This is a genomic window from Bradyrhizobium sp. dw_78 (assembly GCF_018449525.1).
GTDB lineage: Bacteria > Pseudomonadota > Alphaproteobacteria > Rhizobiales > Xanthobacteraceae > Bradyrhizobium.
Genome location: NZ_JAAVUS010000004.1, coordinates 444,799 through 464,321, shown reverse-complemented (window position 1 = coordinate 464,321; position 19,523 = coordinate 444,799). Strand labels below are relative to the sequence as shown.

At 62.7% G+C, this 19,523-nt stretch carries 20 protein-coding genes and 1 tRNA gene; 14 read left to right on the top strand and 7 right to left on the bottom strand.

From position 1 onward, the window contains the following. The first annotated feature begins 12 nt into the window (after positions 1-12). Positions 13-525 (top strand): DUF2059 domain-containing protein, encoded by a 513-nt coding sequence (locus HB630_RS14130; protein WP_213772848.1) that lies wholly within the window; start codon positions 13-15, stop codon positions 523-525. Positions 526-556: 31 nt separating this feature from the next. Continuing rightward, positions 557-1,945: a glutathione-disulfide reductase gene (gene gor, locus HB630_RS14125; protein WP_213772847.1), complete on the top strand. Its 1,389-nt coding sequence runs from the start codon at positions 557-559 to the stop codon at positions 1,943-1,945. A 24-nt stretch (positions 1,946-1,969) separates the two neighbouring features. On the opposite strand, the gene rutC is transcribed toward gor, so the two are convergent. From rutC to HB630_RS14100, 5 genes are read right to left on the bottom strand one after another with little or no spacing between them, the layout of a single operon-like run. Further along, the gene (gene rutC, locus HB630_RS14120; protein WP_213772846.1) at positions 1,970-2,356 is read right to left on the bottom strand and encodes a pyrimidine utilization protein C; all 387 of its coding nucleotides are present in this window, start codon (positions 2,354-2,356) and stop codon (positions 1,970-1,972) included. A 34-nt stretch (positions 2,357-2,390) separates the two neighbouring features. Then, the gene (locus HB630_RS14115) at positions 2,391-3,197 is read right to left on the bottom strand and encodes an alpha/beta hydrolase (RefSeq protein WP_213772845.1); all 807 of its coding nucleotides are present in this window, start codon (positions 3,195-3,197) and stop codon (positions 2,391-2,393) included. Further along, a complete protein-coding gene (locus tag HB630_RS14110; RefSeq protein ID WP_249780845.1) occupies positions 3,197-3,991 on the bottom strand; it encodes an ABC transporter ATP-binding protein in 795 nt (264 codons plus the stop codon). The genes HB630_RS14115 and HB630_RS14110 overlap by 1 nt, the downstream gene beginning before the upstream one ends. Before the next feature lie 5 nt (positions 3,992-3,996). Further along, complete coding sequence (locus tag HB630_RS14105; RefSeq protein WP_213772843.1) at positions 3,997-4,863, bottom strand: ABC transporter permease; 867 nt, start codon at positions 4,861-4,863, stop codon at positions 3,997-3,999. A gap of 1 nt (position 4,864) precedes the next feature. Continuing rightward, positions 4,865-5,875, bottom strand: coding sequence for an ABC transporter substrate-binding protein (locus tag HB630_RS14100; RefSeq protein ID WP_249780844.1), 1,011 nt, complete (start codon positions 5,873-5,875; stop codon positions 4,865-4,867). A 212-nt stretch (positions 5,876-6,087) separates the two neighbouring features. Here HB630_RS14100 and HB630_RS14095 point away from each other — a divergent pair, with 212 nt between their 5' ends. Beyond that, positions 6,088-6,984 carry a LysR family transcriptional regulator gene (locus tag HB630_RS14095; protein ID WP_213772841.1) on the top strand — a complete coding sequence of 299 codons (897 nt, stop codon included), beginning with the start codon at positions 6,088-6,090 and terminating at the stop codon, positions 6,982-6,984. Positions 6,985-7,993: 1,009 nt separating this feature from the next. On the opposite strand, the gene HB630_RS14090 is transcribed toward HB630_RS14095, so the two are convergent. Continuing rightward, positions 7,994-8,779 (bottom strand): SDR family oxidoreductase, encoded by a 786-nt coding sequence (locus HB630_RS14090; RefSeq protein ID WP_213772840.1) that lies wholly within the window; start codon positions 8,777-8,779, stop codon positions 7,994-7,996. 251 nt (positions 8,780-9,030) lie between these two features. Between HB630_RS14090 and HB630_RS14085 the strand changes: the two genes are divergently transcribed. Then, positions 9,031-9,771 carry a histidine phosphatase family protein gene (locus HB630_RS14085; RefSeq protein WP_213772839.1) on the top strand — a complete coding sequence of 247 codons (741 nt, stop codon included), beginning with the start codon at positions 9,031-9,033 and terminating at the stop codon, positions 9,769-9,771. Positions 9,772-10,013: 242 nt separating this feature from the next. Beyond that, positions 10,014-12,239, top strand: coding sequence for a fused MFS/spermidine synthase (locus HB630_RS14080; protein ID WP_213772838.1), 2,226 nt, complete (start codon positions 10,014-10,016; stop codon positions 12,237-12,239). An 11-nt stretch (positions 12,240-12,250) separates the two neighbouring features. On the opposite strand, the gene HB630_RS14075 is transcribed toward HB630_RS14080, so the two are convergent. Beyond that, a complete protein-coding gene (locus HB630_RS14075) occupies positions 12,251-13,474 on the bottom strand; it encodes a serine hydrolase domain-containing protein (RefSeq protein WP_213772837.1) in 1,224 nt (407 codons plus the stop codon). A 255-nt stretch (positions 13,475-13,729) separates the two neighbouring features. Between HB630_RS14075 and HB630_RS14070 the strand changes: the two genes are divergently transcribed. From HB630_RS14070 to rplL, 9 genes are all read left to right on the top strand, one after another. Beyond that, positions 13,730-13,805, top strand: a tRNA-Trp gene (locus HB630_RS14070). A 120-nt stretch (positions 13,806-13,925) separates the two neighbouring features. Continuing rightward, the gene (locus HB630_RS14065) at positions 13,926-14,276 is read left to right on the top strand and encodes a hypothetical protein (protein ID WP_249780843.1); all 351 of its coding nucleotides are present in this window, start codon (positions 13,926-13,928) and stop codon (positions 14,274-14,276) included. Positions 14,277-14,568: 292 nt separating this feature from the next. Continuing rightward, complete coding sequence (secE, locus tag HB630_RS14060) at positions 14,569-14,760, top strand: preprotein translocase subunit SecE (protein ID WP_213772836.1); 192 nt, start codon at positions 14,569-14,571, stop codon at positions 14,758-14,760. A gap of 23 nt (positions 14,761-14,783) precedes the next feature. After that, entirely contained in the window at positions 14,784-15,314 is a 531-nt protein-coding gene (nusG, locus tag HB630_RS14055; RefSeq protein WP_100386935.1) for a transcription termination/antitermination protein NusG, read from the top strand. A gap of 131 nt (positions 15,315-15,445) precedes the next feature. Beyond that, positions 15,446-15,874, top strand: coding sequence for a 50S ribosomal protein L11 (gene rplK, locus HB630_RS14050; RefSeq protein WP_213772835.1), 429 nt, complete (start codon positions 15,446-15,448; stop codon positions 15,872-15,874). A gap of 5 nt (positions 15,875-15,879) precedes the next feature. Then, the gene (rplA, locus tag HB630_RS14045; RefSeq protein ID WP_213772834.1) at positions 15,880-16,572 is read left to right on the top strand and encodes a 50S ribosomal protein L1; all 693 of its coding nucleotides are present in this window, start codon (positions 15,880-15,882) and stop codon (positions 16,570-16,572) included. Between the two features lie 131 nt (positions 16,573-16,703). Next, on the top strand, positions 16,704-17,657 hold the full coding sequence (locus HB630_RS14040) for a 2-hydroxyacid dehydrogenase (RefSeq protein WP_213772930.1): 954 nt from the start codon (positions 16,704-16,706) through the stop codon (positions 17,655-17,657). 589 nt (positions 17,658-18,246) lie between these two features. Continuing rightward, the gene (gene rplJ / locus HB630_RS14035) at positions 18,247-18,765 is read left to right on the top strand and encodes a 50S ribosomal protein L10 (RefSeq protein ID WP_213772833.1); all 519 of its coding nucleotides are present in this window, start codon (positions 18,247-18,249) and stop codon (positions 18,763-18,765) included. Between the two features lie 50 nt (positions 18,766-18,815). Then, positions 18,816-19,187 (top strand): 50S ribosomal protein L7/L12, encoded by a 372-nt coding sequence (gene rplL / locus HB630_RS14030; RefSeq protein WP_213772832.1) that lies wholly within the window; start codon positions 18,816-18,818, stop codon positions 19,185-19,187. The last annotated feature ends 336 nt before the right edge of the window (positions 19,188-19,523 follow it).

Sequence of the window (19,523 nt, the reverse complement as noted above, 5' to 3'; positions counted from 1 at the left end):
AGGAGAAGTTGAATGAAGAGCCTTTCGAGGATTTTGTCGGCCGCGGGCCTCGTGCTGGGGCTGGTTCTTGCCGGCGCTCCGGCCCAGGCTCAGACCCAGGCGCAGCCTTCTCCGGCCGCCGTCGCCGCCGCCAAGGAAATCCTGGCGATGAAGCATGCGAGCGCGATGTATGCCGCAGCGGTGCCCAACCTCGTGCAGCAGACCAAGGATCAATTGCTGCAGAGCAACCTGAACTACCAGAAAGACCTCAACGAGGTGGCCGTGATCGTCGCGCAGAAGCTGGCCGGCCGCGAGCAGGAAATCGGCGAGGGGATGGCCAAGGTCTATGCCAGCGAGTTCACCGAACAGGAGCTGAAGGATCTCGTCACCTTCTACAAGTCGCCGCTCGGCCAGAAGCTGTTGGGTTCCGAGCCCAAGGCAATTCAGGAAAGCATGGCCTATATGAACCAGTGGGCGCAGCAGTTCGCGGAAATCGTCAATGGCGAGTTCCGCGCCGAGATGCGCAAGCGCGGGAAGCAGATCTGATTCCCTGAACCGACCACGGGCAGGAGCGGACATGGCTGAATTCGACGTCGATCTTTTCGTGATCGGAGGCGGTTCAGGCGGCGTGCGTGCCGCCCGGATCGCCGCCGGACATGGCGCGCGGGTCATGGTGGCCGAAGAGTACCGGATGGGCGGCACCTGCGTGATCCGCGGCTGCGTCCCAAAGAAGCTGTTCGTTCTCGGCTCGCACGTTCACCAGGAGATCGAGGACGCCGCGGGCTTTGGCTGGTCCATTGCTGCGGCGACCTTCGACTGGCCGACCCTGGTCGCCAACAAGGACAAGGAGATCGCGCGGCTCGAGGGCATCTACACCGCCAATGTCGAGAAGTCCGGCGGCGAGGTGGTCAAGACCCGGGCGGTGCTCGAGGACGCCCACACCATTCGCCTCGGCACCGGCCAGACGGTGAGGGCGGGCACGATCCTGATCGCCACCGGAAGCGCGCCCAATCACGGCGCGATGATTCCCGGAATCGAGCATGTGATCTCGTCGAACGAAGCTTTTCATCTGCCGGAATTGCCCAAACGCGTGGTGATCCAGGGCGGCGGCTATATCGCGCTGGAGTTCGCCGGCATTTTTGCTGGCTTCGGCTCCGACGTGACCGTGATCTATCGCGGCGACAACATCCTGCGCGGCTTCGACGAGGATGTCCGCAGCCACGTCCGGGCCGAGATGGAAAAAGCCGGCATCACCGTTCTCACCGGCTGCACCGTCAGCAAGGTCGACCGGCACGGCAAGGAATTCACCACCCATCTGTCGGGCGGGTCGAGCATCGCTTCCGACCTCGTGATGTTCGCGATCGGGCGGCATCCGAACGTCGCCAATCTCGGGTTGGAGAAGGCGGGTGTCGCGCTCAATCCGGCCAATGGCGGCATCGCGGTCGATGCCTGGTCGCGCACCTCGACACCGAACATCTATGCCATCGGCGACGTCACCCATCGCATCAACCTGACGCCGGTCGCGATCCGCGAAGGCCACGCCTTCGCCGACACGGTATTCGGCAAACGTCCGGTTCAGGTCGATTATGCGACCATTCCGACCGCGGTGTTTTCGCAGCCGGAGGTCGGCACGGTCGGGCTGACCGAGGCCGAGGCCCGCGCGCAGTTCAGCCACGTCGACATCTACAAGACCGATTTCCGGCCGATCAAGGCGACAATGTCCGGCCGCGATACCCGTGTGCTGATGAAACTCGTGGTCGACGGCAGTTCCGACCGCGTGGTCGGCTGCCACATCGTCGGCGATGCCGCCGCCGAAATCGTCCAGGCACTCGCCATCGCCGTCAAGATGAAGGCGACCAAGGCCGATTTCGACGCGACGTTTGCGCTGCATCCGACCGCGGCCGAAGAACTCGTGACCATGCGCACGCCGAGCGCGCGCTATGTGCGCGACGCCGCAGCGGAGTAGGGCAGGACTTTGTAGGGCGGGACTTTATTTGCCGACATGCGCGACCGAGGCGATCTCGACCAGCGCCTCCGGCTTCACCAGCCCGCATTGAATGCAGTAGCGCGCCGGCTTGTCGCCCGGGAAGAACTCGGCATACACCGCGTTGATCGCGGCATAATTGGTCCAATCGGTCAGAAAGATCGAATTGAAGGTCACGTCGTCCATCGTTCCGCCCGCGGTCTCGACCACGGATTTGATGATGGTGAGAACGTGGCGGGTCTGCGCGGCGGCGTCGCCGACATGCACGACATTGGCGTCCTTATCGAGCGGCAGCGTTCCCGATACATAGACCACGCCGTCCGCCTTCACGCCCGGCAGATAGGGCGCCAGCGGCTTGCCTGTTCCGGGCGGCACGATAGCTGTCTTCGGCATTCATTTGCTCCATGGCAAGTTGGGACGTAGGGGGTTATCCGGCGGCGAACGCGCTGTGTTCGGATAGAAAATCCAGCACCGTCTTGTTGAATACATCCATCATCGTGCGGCTGCACGCATGACCGCCGGTTTCCAGCAGATCGAGTTTCGCGTTCGGGATCAGCGAGGCGAGCTCCTTGCTGAAATAGGAGGGTGTCAGCAGATCGTCCTTGGCGCAGATGACCAAGGTCGGAATATCAAGCCTCTTCAGCTCGCTGCGCCGGTCGAACGCCAGGATCGCGTCCAGCCTGCTTTCCTGCACCTCCGGAGCACCGAGCGAGGCGGCGGCGCGGGCCTCTTCGGTCTCGAGCAGGGCTGCGTTCTGGTTGATCCACCACGGCGGATACAGCAGAAGCGAGGTGAATGCGGCGTAGGCCTCCGGTCCGACCCGGGAATGCAGCAGCCTGCGGACCGAGAACAGCTTGCGGCGGTAGGCGTCGCCGCAACTCGTGCTGCTGTTGATGATGAGGCGGCCGATGCGGCCGGGGTAATCCAGCGCCAGCGATACGCCGATCGCGCCTCCGGTCGAATGACCGAGCCAGGCGACATCGCGCAGGCCGAGATGATCGATCAGCGCGGCTGCGTCCGCGGCCATCTGCTCGATGCTGGCGACCCGCGTCCGCGAGCTCTTGCCGGTGCCGCGCTGGTCGTGGCGGATCACCCGGTAGCGCGAAGCGAAAGCGGGGATGTTGGGATTCCAGTAGCCGCCGACGCCGCCGAGGCCGGCCACCATCATCAGGGGCGGACCCTCGCCGCACTCTTCCCACCAGAGATCGCCATCGCTCAGATGAAGATGTGGCATCAGCTTGCGACCTTCGCGCCGAGTTCGCTCCAGATTTGCTTGAAGCAGGCGTTGTAATGGGGATTCTCCCGGATATTGACGGGATCGCGGTCCTCTTGTCCCAATTCGACGTCGTGAACCGCGAGAACGCGCGCCGGGCGGTGAGTCATGACGATGATGCGGTCGGCCATGGTGATGGCCTCGCCGATATCGTGGGTGACGAGGATCGCGCTCTTGTTCTGCTCGCGGATGATCGACATCGTCTCGATCTGCAACAGAAGCCGGGTCTGGAAATCGAGCGCGCTGAAGGGTTCGTCGAGCAGGATGACGTCCGGATCGAGCGCCAGGGTCCGCATGAAGGCGACGCGCTGGCGCATGCCGCCGGACAATTGCGACGGCTTGGCCGCCTCGAAGCCGGCAAGGCCGTAGCTGCGGATCAGGTCTTTCGCTTTCGCTTCCGAAGCCCGCCGCGGCGTGCCGCGGACCTCGAGACCGAGCACGACATTCTCGAGCACCGTGCGCCACGGCAGCAGCAGGTCTTTCTGCAGCATGTAGCCGACGTGGCCCGCCGTATCGCCGACCCGGTTTCCGCCGACGAAGATCGATCCGCTGGTGGGGCGAAGCAGTCCGGCGATGCAATTGAACAGGGTCGATTTTCCGCAGCCTGAGGGACCGACGATCGCCAGCGTTTCGCGCGGCGCAACCGTGAAACTGACGTCGCGAAAAGCCTCGACGGCGTCGGGCGTGCCCGGATTGAACACCATGCCGGCGTTGCGGGCCTCGAGAACCGGAGCTGTTGGGGTCATTGCGTCCATCGCTCTCATTCCCACCGCAGCGTGCGTTCCAGCACGGTGACCGCCCCGTCGAGGACGAGCGCCATCACCATCAACGCAAAGATGCCGAGCCAGACGCTGTTGAGGTCGTAAAGCGTGCCGGCGTAGTACACGAGATAGCCGAGCCCTTCCTTGGCCGCGATGTATTCGCCGACCACGGCGCCGATCAGGGCGAACCCGACATTGAGACGAAGCCCGGCCATGATCCACGGCACGGTGGCCGGCATCACGACTTTCCGGAACGTCTGCCAGCGGTTGGCGCCAAGCGAGCGCATCAGGGTCAGCAAATCGGCGTCGACGCGCGACGTTCCGCTTTGCGCGGTGATCAGCGAGACGATGAAGGTGAGGATTGCCGCGCTCGCGATCTTCGATCCGATATCGATGCCGAACCAGATGATGATCAGCGGCGCCAGCGCGATCTTGGGAACGCCGTTCAGCGCCACGATGATCGGCCGCGCCACCTTGCCCGCCAGCGGCGAGATCCAGAGCGCCAGGCCGGCCGCCGTTCCCAGCACGCCGCCTATCAGGAAGCCTGCCACCGATTCCTCGAACGTCACCCAGCTGTCGCGAAGCAGCGACCCGCTGGCGATGCTGTTGACGGCCTTCAGCCAGATGCCGCTGGGCTGACCGTACAAATACGCCGGCGCGAAGCCGCTGCGGACGGCGGCCTCCCATGCCAAAAGAAGGCCGGCCACGACAGCGCATTGCAGGATGAGGACGCGGGGATCCCAGCGGTTGGCCGGCCATACCTTCTTGAGCGCCGGGCCGTTTTCCGAAGCGGCTGGACCACCGGCACCTGCAAGCGCCGGGCCGGGCGGCGGACTTGCGGCGGAATTGTTCGGCGGCGCAGCCATCTCAGCCCTTCAATCCGAAGGCGTCGGTGGCCTTTTCCGCAAAGCTGTTGTCGACCATCTGTTCGAACGGCAGGCTTTGCTTCAGGCCGGTTCCGAGTTCCATCGTCATCACGCGATCCCAGGATTCTTTCGAGATGATCGGATTGCGCGGCACCACCGAGTGCATGCCCAACAGCCGCTTCGACCCCAGCGCGATCGCTTCCTTCGGCACCGTCGGAAAGGCGGTGGCGCTGGCGGTCTCATAGGCGCCGGGCTCGGTGTGGATGATCTTCATCGCTTCGGCGATCGCGTTGACGAGCCTTTGCGCGGTGTCGGCGTTGGCGTCGAGATATTGCTGGGTGGCGAAAATCGCCGAGGAAGCGTTCGGGCCGATCACGTCGGCGAAGCCGTAAACGACTTCGAGGCCGTATTGGGTGGCGCCGATGCTGGCGTCCCATTCGAACACCACGGCGAGATCGGCGCGGCCATCCTTGACCGCAGCCATCTGCGCGCCCGGCGGCAATTCGAGGAACGAGATCTTGCTCTGGTCCAGATCCAGCTTTCCGATCTGGGTCAGCGCATATTTGGGGGTCGCATTGGTGTTCGACGGAAAGCGAAGCGTCGCGATCGTCTTGCCCTTGAAGTCCTCAAGCGACCTGATGCTGGTTCCTGGCCGCGCCAGAACCAGCAATGACGTACCGCCGGCGATATTGGCGATGCATTTGGTCGCCCCGCCGCCCAGGGTCGCGTTGACCGCAGGCGCGGTGCCCGACAGCGCGAACTGCGCCCGCTTGGACAAAATGATCGGGACCACGGTGGCGATGCCGCCGGCGGTCGAGATCGAGACGTCCAGCCCCTGCCTGGCGAACAGGCCGCGCTGCTGCGCCAGATAGACCGGCGTGTAATTCGCAATCAGCAGCGCCTGGCTGATCTCGACCGGTGTCAGCGTCTGCGCCAAGGCCGGGGTGACGAACGCGGCTGCCGCGCCCGCAAGCAGGCTGCGCCGGGAGATGTCCGAGGTTGTTGATGGCAAGGCCGTGTTCTCCGTCGAAATCATGGGATCGCGCACGCCCGAGCGAAATGCGCGCTCGCGGCGTCGATTGTCTAACCCATCTGGTACCCGGCGCCAGGATGTTGCCATTCCCGCCGCGAGCGGAGTAGATCAATCTTGGCTGGCAAGCGTTGCTGATCCGGCAACGCTTGAATTGTCGACAAAGATATAAGTAATTGAAAAGGTAAATATATTTGGATTTCACGGCGCTGCGCTATTTCCTGGAAACGGCGGAATGCCGATCAATTCGGCAGGCATCCGACCGGCTCCATGTGGCGCCGTCGGCGGTCAGCCGGAAGATCGCGAAGCTCGAGCACGACCTGAAGGCGAAGCTGTTCGAGCGCCGCGCCAAGGGAATGAAGCTCACCGCCGCCGGCCTTGTCCTGGTCGAACAATTGCACGGCACGGTGCGCGACCTGGATCGCGCGCGCTGGCGGATCGCGGAACTGGAAGGGCTGAAACGGGGCGAGGTGATCGTTCACTGCATCGAGGGCGTGGTGGAGAACTGGCTGCCCCGCCACATCGCGCGTTTCAAGACCATCTATCCCGAGATCAACTTCCGCGTTGCCGTGATGAGCACCGACCGCATCATCGAAGCGCTGATGGCCGGCGACAGCGACATCGGCATCGTCTTCATCACCTCGGCGCGTCCGGAAATCCGGGTGCAAAGCTCGCAGGTCGAATCCTTGAGCCTGGTGGTGGCGCCCCAGCATCCGTTGGCCCGTCGCCGGCAGGTCGCGCTCGCCGATGTCGTCCAGCACACGCTGGTCATGCCCGATCAATCGTTCGGCATCCGCCGGATCGTGGATCGCCATCTGAGCGCGGTCAAACTGGTTGCGGCCGATGTGCTGGAGACCAATTCCGTCCAGCTGGTGCGGAGCCTGGTACGGCACGGCGTGGGCTGCACCTTGCTGCCGCATTTTTCGGTCGAACGGGATCTGGCGGCGGGTCTGCTGGTCAGCGTGAAGCTCCGGGACTCCCATCTGCTCGCCACCGGAATTCAGGTTTGCGTGCATCGGCAAAGAGCGCTATCCGCCGCCGCCCAGGCCTTTCTGAACACGATCAGCCCGGCTTCGCCGGCTGCGTTCTGACGCCGCGTCGATTTCGCTTCGTGATCCATTGCGGGATTTCGTGTATGTCAATTGGTGAAGCCACGTTATTCCCCGCGCAAGCACGTAGCGCTTGTCGCTGAGGGCGCGCGTAAAACGCGCGAACCCGGAATCCATCGGGCCACATGCGCCAGCGGCGAAATGGATTCCGGGCTCGCGCCAAAATGGCGCGCCCCGGAATCCGAGGAGGCGGTGGCACGCCCCAAACAGCCCGACGGGCAAATCACCAAAAGTCTGACCAGTCCCTTGCGCGAAAATATTTCCGTTCCGGCCCGACCCAAATCAACTTAACAACCCTCGCCATCCCGCACCCGCAAGAGGGGCGTATCGCGATCGTCACGGACGTTGGGCGCGGGAAGCGGTGGATGCGGCAGCGGCGAGAGACGAACGCCGGTGAACGCGGACGGCGAAGCCGTGTGGTCCTGACGCCCCGACGCTGGCGTCAAGTTGGTGACAATGCTTCGCATTGCACTGATGACGGTGACAATAAAGCCCGGTCACCGGGGAGAGCGCGGAGTAAGCCGTTAAAACCATTGCGCAGGGAAGGCCGGGTTGTCCCGGTATACCTGTGGTGACGAACTCGTGTGCTTATCTATTTTGCACGCGAGGCTGCGGGTGCAACGGGCACCCGGCCTTCCCCGCGCCCTCTCTTGAGGGTCGCCTGCGCCCTCTGTTTTCAGAGGGAGAAGGATTCTTGCAAAAGCTCGGACGCACTCTGCGCCGCGGGAAGGCGGACGTGCGTTTTCCGTCATTCCGGGATGGTGCGTTCGCACCAGGCCTCAGATGCGCAATTGCGCATCGGGGAATCTTGTCATTCCGGGTTCGACGCTTCGCATCGCCCCGGAATGACAATCACAAGTGGCTGTTCGAAAGTTGAATCAGAATCATCCTCGTCGTCCCGGCTAAGCCAACGGGTTCGCGCAAAGCGCGGCCCGATGACAGGCTCCGCGTCCGCGGGGACGACGAGTTGATTGAGTGGAGGCCTCGGCGATTACACCGGCTTGCCCGCATAGGGCATCGAGGCGGTGAGGCCGCCGTCGACCGGGAAAGCCTGGCCGTTGACATAGGACGCCTCGTCGCTGGCCAGGAACAGTCCCATCGCCGCGATCTCGTGCGGCTGGCCGGCGCGCTTCAACGGATTGAGCTGGCCGATCTTGTCCCCGGTGCCGCGTTCTTTCGCCCGCTCGAACACCGGCCTGGTCATGCCGGTCTCGATCAGGCCCGGACAGACCGCGTTGATGCGAACGCCGGTGCCGGACAGCGAATAGGCCGTGGTCTGCACCAGGCTGATGACGCCGGCCTTGCTGGCTGCGTAAGGATGGCCGCTGGCGCCTGACTTCAAGCCGGCGACCGAGGCGGTGCAGACGATCGCGCCGTGCCCCTGTTTGATCATATGCGGCATGGCATGTTTGATCGCGAGGAACGGGCCGATCAGGTTGATGCGCAGGATCTCCTGCCAATGTTCGACGGTCTGCTCGGGGATCGGAACCAGGCCGCCGCTGATGCCGGCATTGGCCCAGATCGCATCGAGTTGACCGTATTTCGACACCGCTCTGGCGATGAAAGCCTTGACGTCCTGCTCCGATCCGGCATCGGCGGTCACCGCTTCGACCGTTCCGCCCGCGGCGCTGACGAGCCCCGCGGTTTCCTTCACGCTGTCGCTGCGGTCGACCGCGATCAGTTTGGCACCTTCCTTGCTGAACAACAGCGATGCTGCGCGGCCGATGCCGCTTCCCGCGCCGGTGATGATGACGGATTTGCCTTCGAGGCGGCCCATGAGGTTTCTCCCTGTTTATCTTTCTACAGCGTTTTCAAGCGAAAGCCTGCCCCGGACTTTGATAGCGGACTTGGATAACGGGGGTGATCCCGGTTCGCGCGAGGAAAACGCATCGAAACGACAAAATAGAGCCCCGGTTCTGATGCACCAGAATCGAAAAGCTCCAGGCGCTTGCGGCCATGCGAAATTCGCGGTCTCCTGAGACGAGGCAAACTCTGACGAACATCAAACAATATTGAAGGGTTTTTCCGATGTCCAATCCAGACAAACCGTTCGTTCACCAGCATGCCGTTCCCTCTGGCGTGGTCGCAACCCGGTGGTGGTGGGTGCGCCACGCGCCGGTGCGCGAGGACGGCGGCTGCATCTACGGGCAGAAGGATATCGCCTGCGACACCAGCGATCGCGACGTCTTCCAGGCGGTCGCAAAAATCCTGCCGCGCACGGCGGTCTGGTTTGCGAGCAATCTGAAGCGCACCCATCAGACGGCGGATGCGATCTGGGCGGCGGGATTTCCCAGACCTGAAAGCATGATGCACGAGGCAGCCTTCGCCGAACAGCATCTCGGCGAATGGCAGGGCCTCAATCGCGCGGCGTTCTTCGCCAGCCGGCCGACCTCGGTCGGCAGCTACTGGTTCGCGCCGATCGACGATCAGGCGCCGGGCGGCGAAAGTTTCATGGATCTCTACAACCGCACCCGCGGCGCGGTCGAACGGATCAGTCAGGAGCATCGCGGCAAGGACATCATCGCGGTGGCGCATGGCGGCACCATCAAGGCCGCGGTCGGGTTGGCGCTCGGCAATCAGCCGGAGCGGGGCCTCGCCTTCACCATCGACAATTGTTCGGTGACGCGGCTCGACCATCTCGCGGGCGACGGCCATAGCGGCTGGCGCATTCCGATGGTCAATCAGCAGCCGTGGCTGGCGGATGCGGCCCATAAGGCCATGCATCAGCCGGCCGGTCCGGAGGCCGCCAGCGCCAGCAAACTGGCCTGAGGGCGAAACAGGGAGTGTTGCGCCGCGCATCGGACGTCATCGTCCGCGAAGGCGGACGATCCGGTAAGCCCTGCGGGCTGCGCCGGAATGACGGTCGATGAGTGCGGAAATATTCGCGCTGGCCGGGGCCCTGCGTCATCAACACGGCGAACAGATGCCTTCCGGCGCAGTTCTCACCGTTACAGCAAGTATTGCTTTACGGTTTGTCCGTTAGGTTAGCGGGTTCTCTTTCAGGAGGCTCCATGACAACCCTGGATTTATCCGTCGTCCGCACCCGGACGCGCCTCCCGATATGGACCAGAATTCTCTGCGCCTTGTTCTTTTTCTCGGGCTTTCCGGCGCTGATTTATCAGCTGACCTGGCAGCGAGAGCTTTTCCGCATCTTTGGCGTCAATTCAGAATCGGTGACCATCGTCGTCACGGCGTTCATGCTTGGGTTGGGACTTGGCAGCCTCGCCGGCGGCTGGGTGTCAAAGCAACGGGGGATCAGCTTACTGCCCTTGCTGGCAGCGATCGAAATAGCCACCGCCGCCTTCGGCCTCGTGTCGCTGAGCGTCTTCGAACAGATCGGTGCGCTAATCGTCAATTGGCCGCTGCCGGCTATGGCCGCTGTAAATCTGGTGCTTGTCATCGTCCCGACGTTGCTGATGGGTGCCACCCTGCCGATCTTGGTTTCACACCTCGTTCGGCGTTCCGGGCAGGTCGGTGGCGCCGTCGGCTTGCTCTATTACGTCAACACGCTCGGCGCGGGTGCCGCCTGCCTGCTCTGCTGCACTGTGCTATTCCCATTTTTCGGCATGCATACAGCGGTCTTTACCGCCGTCGGTATCAACGTCGCGGTCGCCGCTGGCGCAATGGTCGCGCACGCATTTCCATACAGCGAGGCGCGTCCGGCACCTGCGATAACGGTCAATGACGCCCGCCAGTCCATCCTCGGCATGCGACGGGTGCTGCTATTGGCGGCGCTTGGCGGTTTCATCTCCCTATCTTACGAAATATTCTTGTTCCGGACGATCTCTTACGCTTCGGGATCCAGTGCAACGACATTTGCCATTACGTTGTCCTGCTTTCTCGTCGGGATTGCAGGCGGGGCACGAAGTGCAGGAAAAACATGTGAAACCCTGCGGCCGGCCGACGCCATGCGTAAAGCTGCCGATGAACTCGTTTTTGCAAATCTCATTGGTTTGCTGTTTCTCCCGTTAATGGCTCATTTTGCCTGGCTTAGTAACGTTGTTCTCGGTCTTGCCATGCTGATGGTTTATTTGATCGCCCGCCGCTGGGGTTCGTTCTTGCCGTATCTCGCCCAATTCAGCGTCGCCGCCGACGACCACGCCGGAATGCGGACATCGCTGCTTTATTTCTCGAACATCCTCGGGTCGGCGGCGGGAGCCATTGTTACAGGCTTCGTTTTGACGGAATACCTGACCTTGGTGCAAATCGCGCTGGCGCTGGTGGTTGCCGGCACGGTTTGCGCTCTGTCCTTGATCGCCATGCTCGATGTCGAGCGTCCGGAACGGCTAAGACGCATGGCCGATGCCGTCGGCGTGCTGGTTGTTGCGGTGATCGTCATTCCCTTGATGTCTCATCGCGTCCTCGAAAACCTGCTGTTCAGGGGCAATGTCGATCACGCCTTCGCCAGCGTCGTGGAGAATCGCAGCGGCATCATCACCGTCGATACGGACGGCACGGTGTTTGGCAACGGGATGTACGACGGACGATTCAACACTCGACTAAGTAGCGATCGAAACGGAATCATCCGGCCCTACGCGTTGAGCTTGTTTCACGGCGCGCCGCGTGACGTTCTTATGATCGGACTGTCGTCCGGTTCGTGGGCGCAGGTGATCGCCAGCAATCCCGCCGTGACTTCGCTTACGATCGTGGAGATCAATCCGGGGTATCTTGCCCTGATCGCGCAGCAGCCGGAGGTCGCATCGGTGCTGCACAACCCAAAAGTCAATATCATCACCGACGATGGCAGACGCTGGTTGAGTCATCATCCCGAAAAGCGCTTTGACGCAATCGTATCAAATACGACCTGGAATTTTCGCGCCAATATCACAAACTTGCTGTCGACCGAGTTTCTTGAACTCGCACGGCAGCACCTCAATCCACGTGGCATTGTTTTCTACAATACGACCGATTCCGCCCGTGTGCAGCGAACCGCTTGTTTGGCGTTTCCCTACGGGGCACGTTTCACCAACCATATGGTCGTTTCAGAAACTCCAATCGACTGGAATTTTGCCCGCTGGCGTCGAACTCTCGAATCTTACGTCATAGATGGCGAGAAGCAGTTCGATGTCCAACGCGCGGATGACCGCGCGCTGCTCGATTCACTCACGTCGGCCGATCAACGCTCGCAGCCCATGATCGAGGGGTGTCCGGAAGTTCTCGCCCGCACGGCAGGCGCAACGCCTGTTACGGACGACAACATGGGAACGGAGTGGCGTCATTACTTTGGCCTGGAATGACGCCAAACCTGTCACTCCACCGCCGCGTAAACGAGACTTCGCACCATGGTGCGGAAATATTCGCGCTGGCCGGGGCCCTGCGTCATCAACACGGCGAACAGATCCTCCTTCGGATCGATCCAGAAGAAGGTGCCGGCGATCCCGCTCCAGAAGAACTGCCCGGCCGAACCCGCAAACGGCGCCATGCCCTGATGCGTGCGCACCGCGAAACCAAGACCAAAGCCGTGGCCGGCCGGCAGCATGCCGCCCTGGACCTTGACGTGGGGGCCGAGATGATCGGAGGCCATCAGCTCCAGAGTCTTGCGGCCGATGATCCGGGTGCCGTCGAGCGAACCGCCGTTGAGTAGCATCTGGCAGAACCGGGCATAATCCATCGTGGTCGAGACCAGCCCGCCGCCGCCGGATTCCATCGCGGGCTTCTCCAGCATGTTGAAAAGCTGCACCTTCTCGCCGTTCCACGGATCGGCGGGGAATGGCTCGGCCAGACGTCCGGCGTTCTCTTCGCCGGTGTGGAAGGCGGTCTCGGTCATCTGCAATGGCGCGAGGATGCGTTCGGTCAGGAATGCGCCCAGCGTTTTGCCCGAAACGACCTCGATGAGGCGGCCGAGGATGTCGGTGGAGCGGCTGTAATTCCATTCCGCGCCCGGCTGGCAGACCAGCGGCAGGCTCGCGACGATGGCCGCATGTTCGGCATTGGTGATCTTGCGGCTGCGCAGCCGCGACTGCTGATAAAGCTGATGCACCAGGCTGTTGCCGGTGTGGTCGTAGGTGATGCCGGAGGTGTGCCGCAACAGGTCCTGGACCGTCATCGGCCGCTCGACCGGAACGAGATCGAGCTTGCCGTTGTTCTCGACGCCGACCTTCTGATCGGCGAATTCCGGGATGAATTTGGCGACGGGATCGCTGAGCAGGAGGTGACCGTCCTCGAGCAGCATCATGATGCCGGTCGAGACGATCGGCTTGGTCATCGAGAAGATGCGGAAGATCGAATTATGCGCCATCGGCGCAGCGGCGGCCGGGCTTTGCCGGCCGATCGCGTCGAACCAGCCGACCTGGCCGCGGCGCGCGACCAGCACGGTCACGCCGGGGATGTTTCCGGTGTCGATTTCGCGCTTGAAGGCGTCCGACATCTTCTGCAAGCGGATGGAGGAGAGCCCGATCGATTCCGGCTTGGCCTGCGGCAGCGGCGGCGTTTGCGGAGCGGTGGCTGGCCTGGCGGCAGTCTGCGCGTTCATGATCTCTCCCATGTGCTCTTGTCGTATGCCGGATTGGCAATATCCGTTGTTGGGGTGGCGGAAGTCTGGCGCAGAACCCCGGTCTTGAACAGGGCGTTTGCGGCAGGGCGCTGCGGCGGTTTGCAGCCGCGAAGATGTGCCGCGCGGCGGAGGCGCGAAATGGCCGGATCGACGCGGTCAGCCGCTTCGCCCTTGCAATCGGGGCGTCGCTTATGCTTGAAACGGCGCGGATCAGCGGCGACGTTTGGTTCCCGTAGGGGTGTAGCTCAGTTGGTAGAGTACCGGTCTCCAAAACCGGTTGTCGCAGGTTCGAGCCCTGCCGCCCCTGCCAGTTACGCCGTTGATTTTGGCCAATCCGGCCGGCCTCGCGCAGGGAATGTCGATCGCAAGCCTGCCGCTCACGCCACTCAGCCTCAATCAAACTCAGCCTCAATCAAAAAGGACACGCTTCATGCGACATTGGATCTACGCCACCGCAACCGCAGTTTCGCTCGCCTTGCTGGGCGCAGCCGGGCAGGCCAGCGCCATGCCGGTCGATCGCTTTACGCCGGCGGCCATCCCGTCCGATGTGGAACAGACCCAATTCATTTTCGGCGGCCGAAACTATTGCTGGTATGACGATGGCTGGCACGGTCCCGGTTACTATTGGTGCGGCTACGCCATGCGCCGCGGCTTCGGCTGGGGCGGCGGCGAGGGCTGGCGAGGCTGGCACCGCGGCGGGCCGGGCGGCCGGCCGATGGGGCGCCCGGGACGCGGTCCTGGCGGCCATCCGGGTGGGCATGGCGGCCACCCCCATCACTAACCGGGCCATACCATAACCTGAGCAATTGCGGCCCCGGCGCGAAAAACGCCGGGGCCGTTTGTTCGGGGCGCGCGCGCGGCCTCCCGGATACCTTGACCTTTTGCCGTTCCGGCAGTAGATACGCCGCACCTGCTGTCGGCCCGCTTTTGGCGGATATCCGGCGCGGCTTTGAATTCCCCGAACAATCGAGCCCGCTTGCCGGCTCATCCTCAACAGAGGGTTGGGCAAATGTCGGCTGTTCGGATTTCTTAAAACCAGACAATCGTCTCACGACGGACGCGGACCACCAAGAATGGCTTTCAGCCCGTTCAAATTCCTGCAGGAAGTGCGCTCGGAGACCGCCAAGGTCACCTGGCCGACCCGCCGCGAGACGATGATCACCACCATGATGGTGTTCGTCATGGTCGCGCTGGCTTCGATCTTTTTCTTCGCCGCGGACCAGATCATCCGTTATCTCGTTACCTTTTTGCTCGGCATCCACTGATGGCAAGCGCCGGAACTCATATGATGGACAAGCGCTGGTATATCGTTCACGCCTATTCGAACTTTGAAAAGAAGGTCTCGGAATCGATCCGCGAGCAGGCCAAGCAGCGCGGGCTCGAGGATTTGTTCGAGCAGGTGCTGGTGCCGACCGAAAAGGTCACCGAAGTGCGCCGCGGCCGCAAGATCGACGCCGAACGCAAGTTCTTCCCGGGCTATGTGCTGGTGAAGATGCAACTGACCGACGAGGCGTTTCATCTCATCAAGAACACCCCGAAGGTGACGGGCTTCCTCGGCGCGGAAAACAAGCCGATGCCGATTTCGGAGGCCGAAGCGATGCGGATCCTGCACCAGGTGCAGGAAGGCGTCGAACGCCCGAAGGCGTCGGTCTCGTTCGAGATCGGCGAGAATGTGCGCGTCGCCGACGGGCCGTTCGCTTCGTTCTCGGGCGTGGTCGAGGAAATCGACGAGGCGCGCTCGCGCGTGAAGGTCGCGGTGTCGATCTTCGGACGTGCGACGCCGGTCGAACTGGAATTCGGTCAGGTCGAGAAGGTCTGATCGGACTAAGCGCGAAGCGCGTCTTCGCGTAACGTAAGGCCGTGGGAGGAAGAGGGCGGTCGCCAACCGCTCCCGATCCGAACCACGAAACCTGAAACCGCCGGCATCGTCCGGCACAACAGGAGTGATACATGGCAAAGAAAGTGACCGGATACCTGAAGCTTCAGGTCCCGGCGGGAGCTGCGAATCCGTCGCCCCCGATCGGTCCCGCGCTTGGTCAGCGCGGTCTCAACATCATGGAATTCTGCAAGGCGTTCAACGCCCAGACGCAGAAGGAAGAAAAGAACACCCCGATCCCGGTGGTCATCACCATCTATGCGGACCGTTCCTTCACCTTCGAGATGAAGACGCCGCCGATGTCGTTCTTCATCAAGAAGGCGGCCAAGCTGACGTCCGGATCGAAGGCGCCGGGCCGCGACAAGGCCGGTGCGGTGACCAAGGCGCAGGTGCGCGAGATCGCCGAAGCCAAGATGAAGGATCTCAATTGCGACACCATCGAGTCGGCCATGAAGATGGTCGAGGGCTCAGCCCGTTCGATGGGCGTCGAGGTGGCGGGGTAACGATCATGGCAGTCGGAAAGCGTTTGAAGAAGGCCCGCGAGGGCGTCGACCGCGAGAAGCTCTATCCGCTCGCGGATGCCATCAAGATGGTCAAGGAGCGCGCCAAGTCGAAATTCGACGAGACCATCGAGATCGCGATCAATCTCGGCGTCGATCCGCGCCACGCCGACCAGATGGTCCGTGGCGTCGTCACGCTGCCGAACGGCACCGGCCGCACCTTGCGCGTCGGCGTGTTCGCACGCGGCGCCAAGGCTGACGAGGCCAAGGCCGCAGGCGCTGACGTCGTCGGCGCCGAAGACCTGGTCGAGAAGGTGCAGGGCGGCACGATCGATTTCGACCGCTGTATCGCAACCCCGGACATGATGCCTCTGGTCGGCCGCCTCGGTAAGGTGCTCGGCCCGCGCGGCATGATGCCGAACCCGAAGATCGGCACCGTGACGATGGATGTCACCACCGCCGTGAAGGGCGCCAAGGGCGGCTCGGTCGAGTTCCGCGTCGAGAAGGCCGGCATCGTGCAGGCCGGCATCGGCAAGGCGTCGTTCTCGGAAGAAAAGCTGGTGCAGAACGTCAAGGCGCTGGCGGACGCGGTGTCCAAGGCGAAGCCCGCGGGCTCCAAGGGCACCTACATTCAGCGTGTCGCCGTTTCCTCGACGATGGGGCCGGGCGTGAAGGTTGAGCCGGGCACAGTGCTCGGCTAAGGTTCCCGTAACACGAATAAGAACAGGGGTGGGATTGGGCAACCGATTCCACCCCTGTTTCGTTTGGCGAGGCTTTAACCGCGATCGTCATGTCCGGCACAAGGCGGGGCATGGTGGGAAAGAACAACAAGATGCCCGAACAGGTTCTGGTCTATTCGCGGTTTCCCAAGACGTTGATGGCGCGGATCGGCGAGCGATTTGAACTCCTCGACGCCGGCGGCAAGCCGCCGAACGAAACGTTCTCGGCCGACCAGCTCGCCGCCGTTCGCGCCATGATCACGGCGGGCGGCACGCCGCTCGGCGGCGACATGATGGACATGATGCCGAAACTGGGCGCGATCGTCTGCTACGGCACCGGTTACGACGGCGTCGATCTGGTCGCCGCGGCCAAGCGGAAGATCACGGTCGGCCATAGCCCGGGCGCCAATGCCGCGTCGGTCGCCGATATCGCGGTGACGTTGATGCTGGCGGCGACGCGGCGTCTTCTGGTGGCGGACAATTATGTCAGGAGCGGCGACTGGGCGGCGGCGAAGCCGTCGCCGATGATGCGGCCGCAACCGGGCATGCCGGGCCGCCGCGTCGGCATCTACGGCATGGGCGAAATCGGCCGCAAGATCGCCGCCCGGGTCGCGGCGTTCGAGAGCGAGGTCGGCTATTTCAGCCGCAGCCGGCACGACGTCCCGTATCAATATTTCCCGAGCCTTGCGGCGCTCGCCGAATGGGGCAGCGTGCTGATGATCGCGGTTCGTGCCGGCGCCGATACCCATCACGCCGTCGATGCCAATATCCTGAAGAAACTCGGCGAGGACGGCTATGTCGTCAACATCGCGCGCGGCTCGGTGATCGATCAGGACGCGCTGGTCGCCGCGCTGACGGACAAGACCATCGCCGGCGCGGGTCTCGACGTCTATGCCAGGGAGCCGCACGCGCCGGATGCGTTGACCGCCTTGCCGAATGTGGTGCTGAGCCCGCATATCGGCGGCCACACGCTGGAGTCCCACGTCGCGATGCAGGACTGCGTGATCGCCAATTTGAGCGCCTATTTCGCCGGCCAGCAGTTGCCCTATGGGGTGAAGGGCGGCTGAAAGCCGGTTCCCGGTCTGGTTTCGAGGCAGAATCCGCTAAATGACGCATCATTCGCGCCAATTTTGCGTTTCAAAAGTTTGTCCTTGGCAAGCCGGGCAAGACCGGTTAAATAATTTCTTCCGGACGTGCTGGCTCTCGCTGGCGCGTCCGTGTTCGCATTCCGAAAGCCATACGCAGGAGATCATCCCTTTCAGGACATCCGCATGGATTGCTCGAAAGGGAGGGAAGCCCGTCGTTTGGTGGAATGAGAGCAGGGGTGGTCCGGCGTGCCGGATGCCTCGATCCTGTCCAAGACTGCAGGCGCCGGCGGCTAAACGCAAGTTTTTCCAATGGCTTAATCGCATGGCCTGCATAGACGGGTGAAGACCGGATTTCGCATTGCGCAGCCTTATGGGCGGCGCGGGGCTGATTTGGTTCGAACCTCGACACCCCGTGCCATCGGTTCGGGAGGGCAGGCTTTAGATGTCGTCTTGCCCGGTGTGTCCTTTGGACTGGTGTCTTGAGGTCAGGTGTCGGGCGGGACGATGGGTGTAACCCGGCGATCCCCGCCTCTTAAAGGCTGAGATCGCCAACCGGAGAGAGCTTGCTGTGGAAAGAGCGGCAAAAAAGGACGCGGTCGAGGCGCTGAATCAGGTCTTCAAGACCACCAGCGTTGCGGTCGTCGCCCACTATTCCGGCCTTACCGTGGCCCAGATGCAGAAGCTGCGCATGCAGATGAAGCAGGCGGGCGCAACGGTGAAGGTCTCGAAGAACCGTCTCGCCAAAATTGCTCTTGAAGGCACTGACGTCGCAGCCATCGGCTCCCTGTTGAAGGGGCCGACCGTGATCGCAACTTCGAACGATCCGGTCGCGGCGCCAAAGGTTGCCATCGAATTCGCCAAGGCGAACGAGCAGTTCGTCATTCTTGGCGGCTCGATGGGTAAAACCGTCCTGAATGTCGACAGCGTGAAGGCTCTCGCCTCCCTGCCGTCGCTGGACGAACTGCGCGGCAAGATTGTCGGCCTCCTGGTGGCGCCGGCGACCAAGCTTGCTCAGCTCTCCAACGCGCCCGCGGCCAAGCTCGCGCGCGTCGTTCAGGCCTATGCCTCAAAGAGCGAAGCGGCCTGACCCTTCGCAAATCAACCTGGTTCGAACCAAACTGTTTAAGGAAATAGACAATGGCTGACCTACAGAAAATCGTCGACGACCTCTCGAGCCTCACCGTGCTCGAAGCCGCCGAGCTCGCTAAGCTTCTTGAAGAAAAGTGGGGCGTGTCCGCCGCTGCCGCCGTTGCGGTGGCTGGCCCGGCCGCTGCCGCCGCTGCTCCGGCTGAAGAAAAGACCGAGTTCTCGGTCGTTCTCGCCGCCGCGGGCGACAAGAAGATCGAAGTCATCAAGGAAGTCCGCGCCATCACCGGCCTCGGCCTCAAGGAAGCCAAGGACCTCGTCGAAGGCGCGCCCAAGCCGGTCAAGGAAGGCGTCAACAAGGACGAGGCCGACAAGATCAAGGCCCAGCTCGAGAAGGCTGGCGCCAAGGTGGAATTGAAGTAAGCGAAGCTTGCTTCAATCCCATCCCGGACACGCGAAGCGCGATCCGGGGATCTGTGTGCCAAAGAAGTGGATGGCCAGGTATTTGAGCGAAGGCGCCGTTTCGGTCTTTGCCCCGGCTGTGACGAAGAAAAAGAAGACAAAGACGTGGTCCGGAACCGCCCGGACCACGTTGTACACAGGAAAGTGTGTGGATTCGGGAACTTACCCCTCGAATCTCCACGATTGCCATCCCATATCGGGACGGCAGCACGAAAGCACGGTTGGCAGGGGGAGCGGCGGCGTTCCCCGCGCAAGCCGTTGGGAGATTGGCGATTTCGGGCTTTTGCAGTCCGTGAC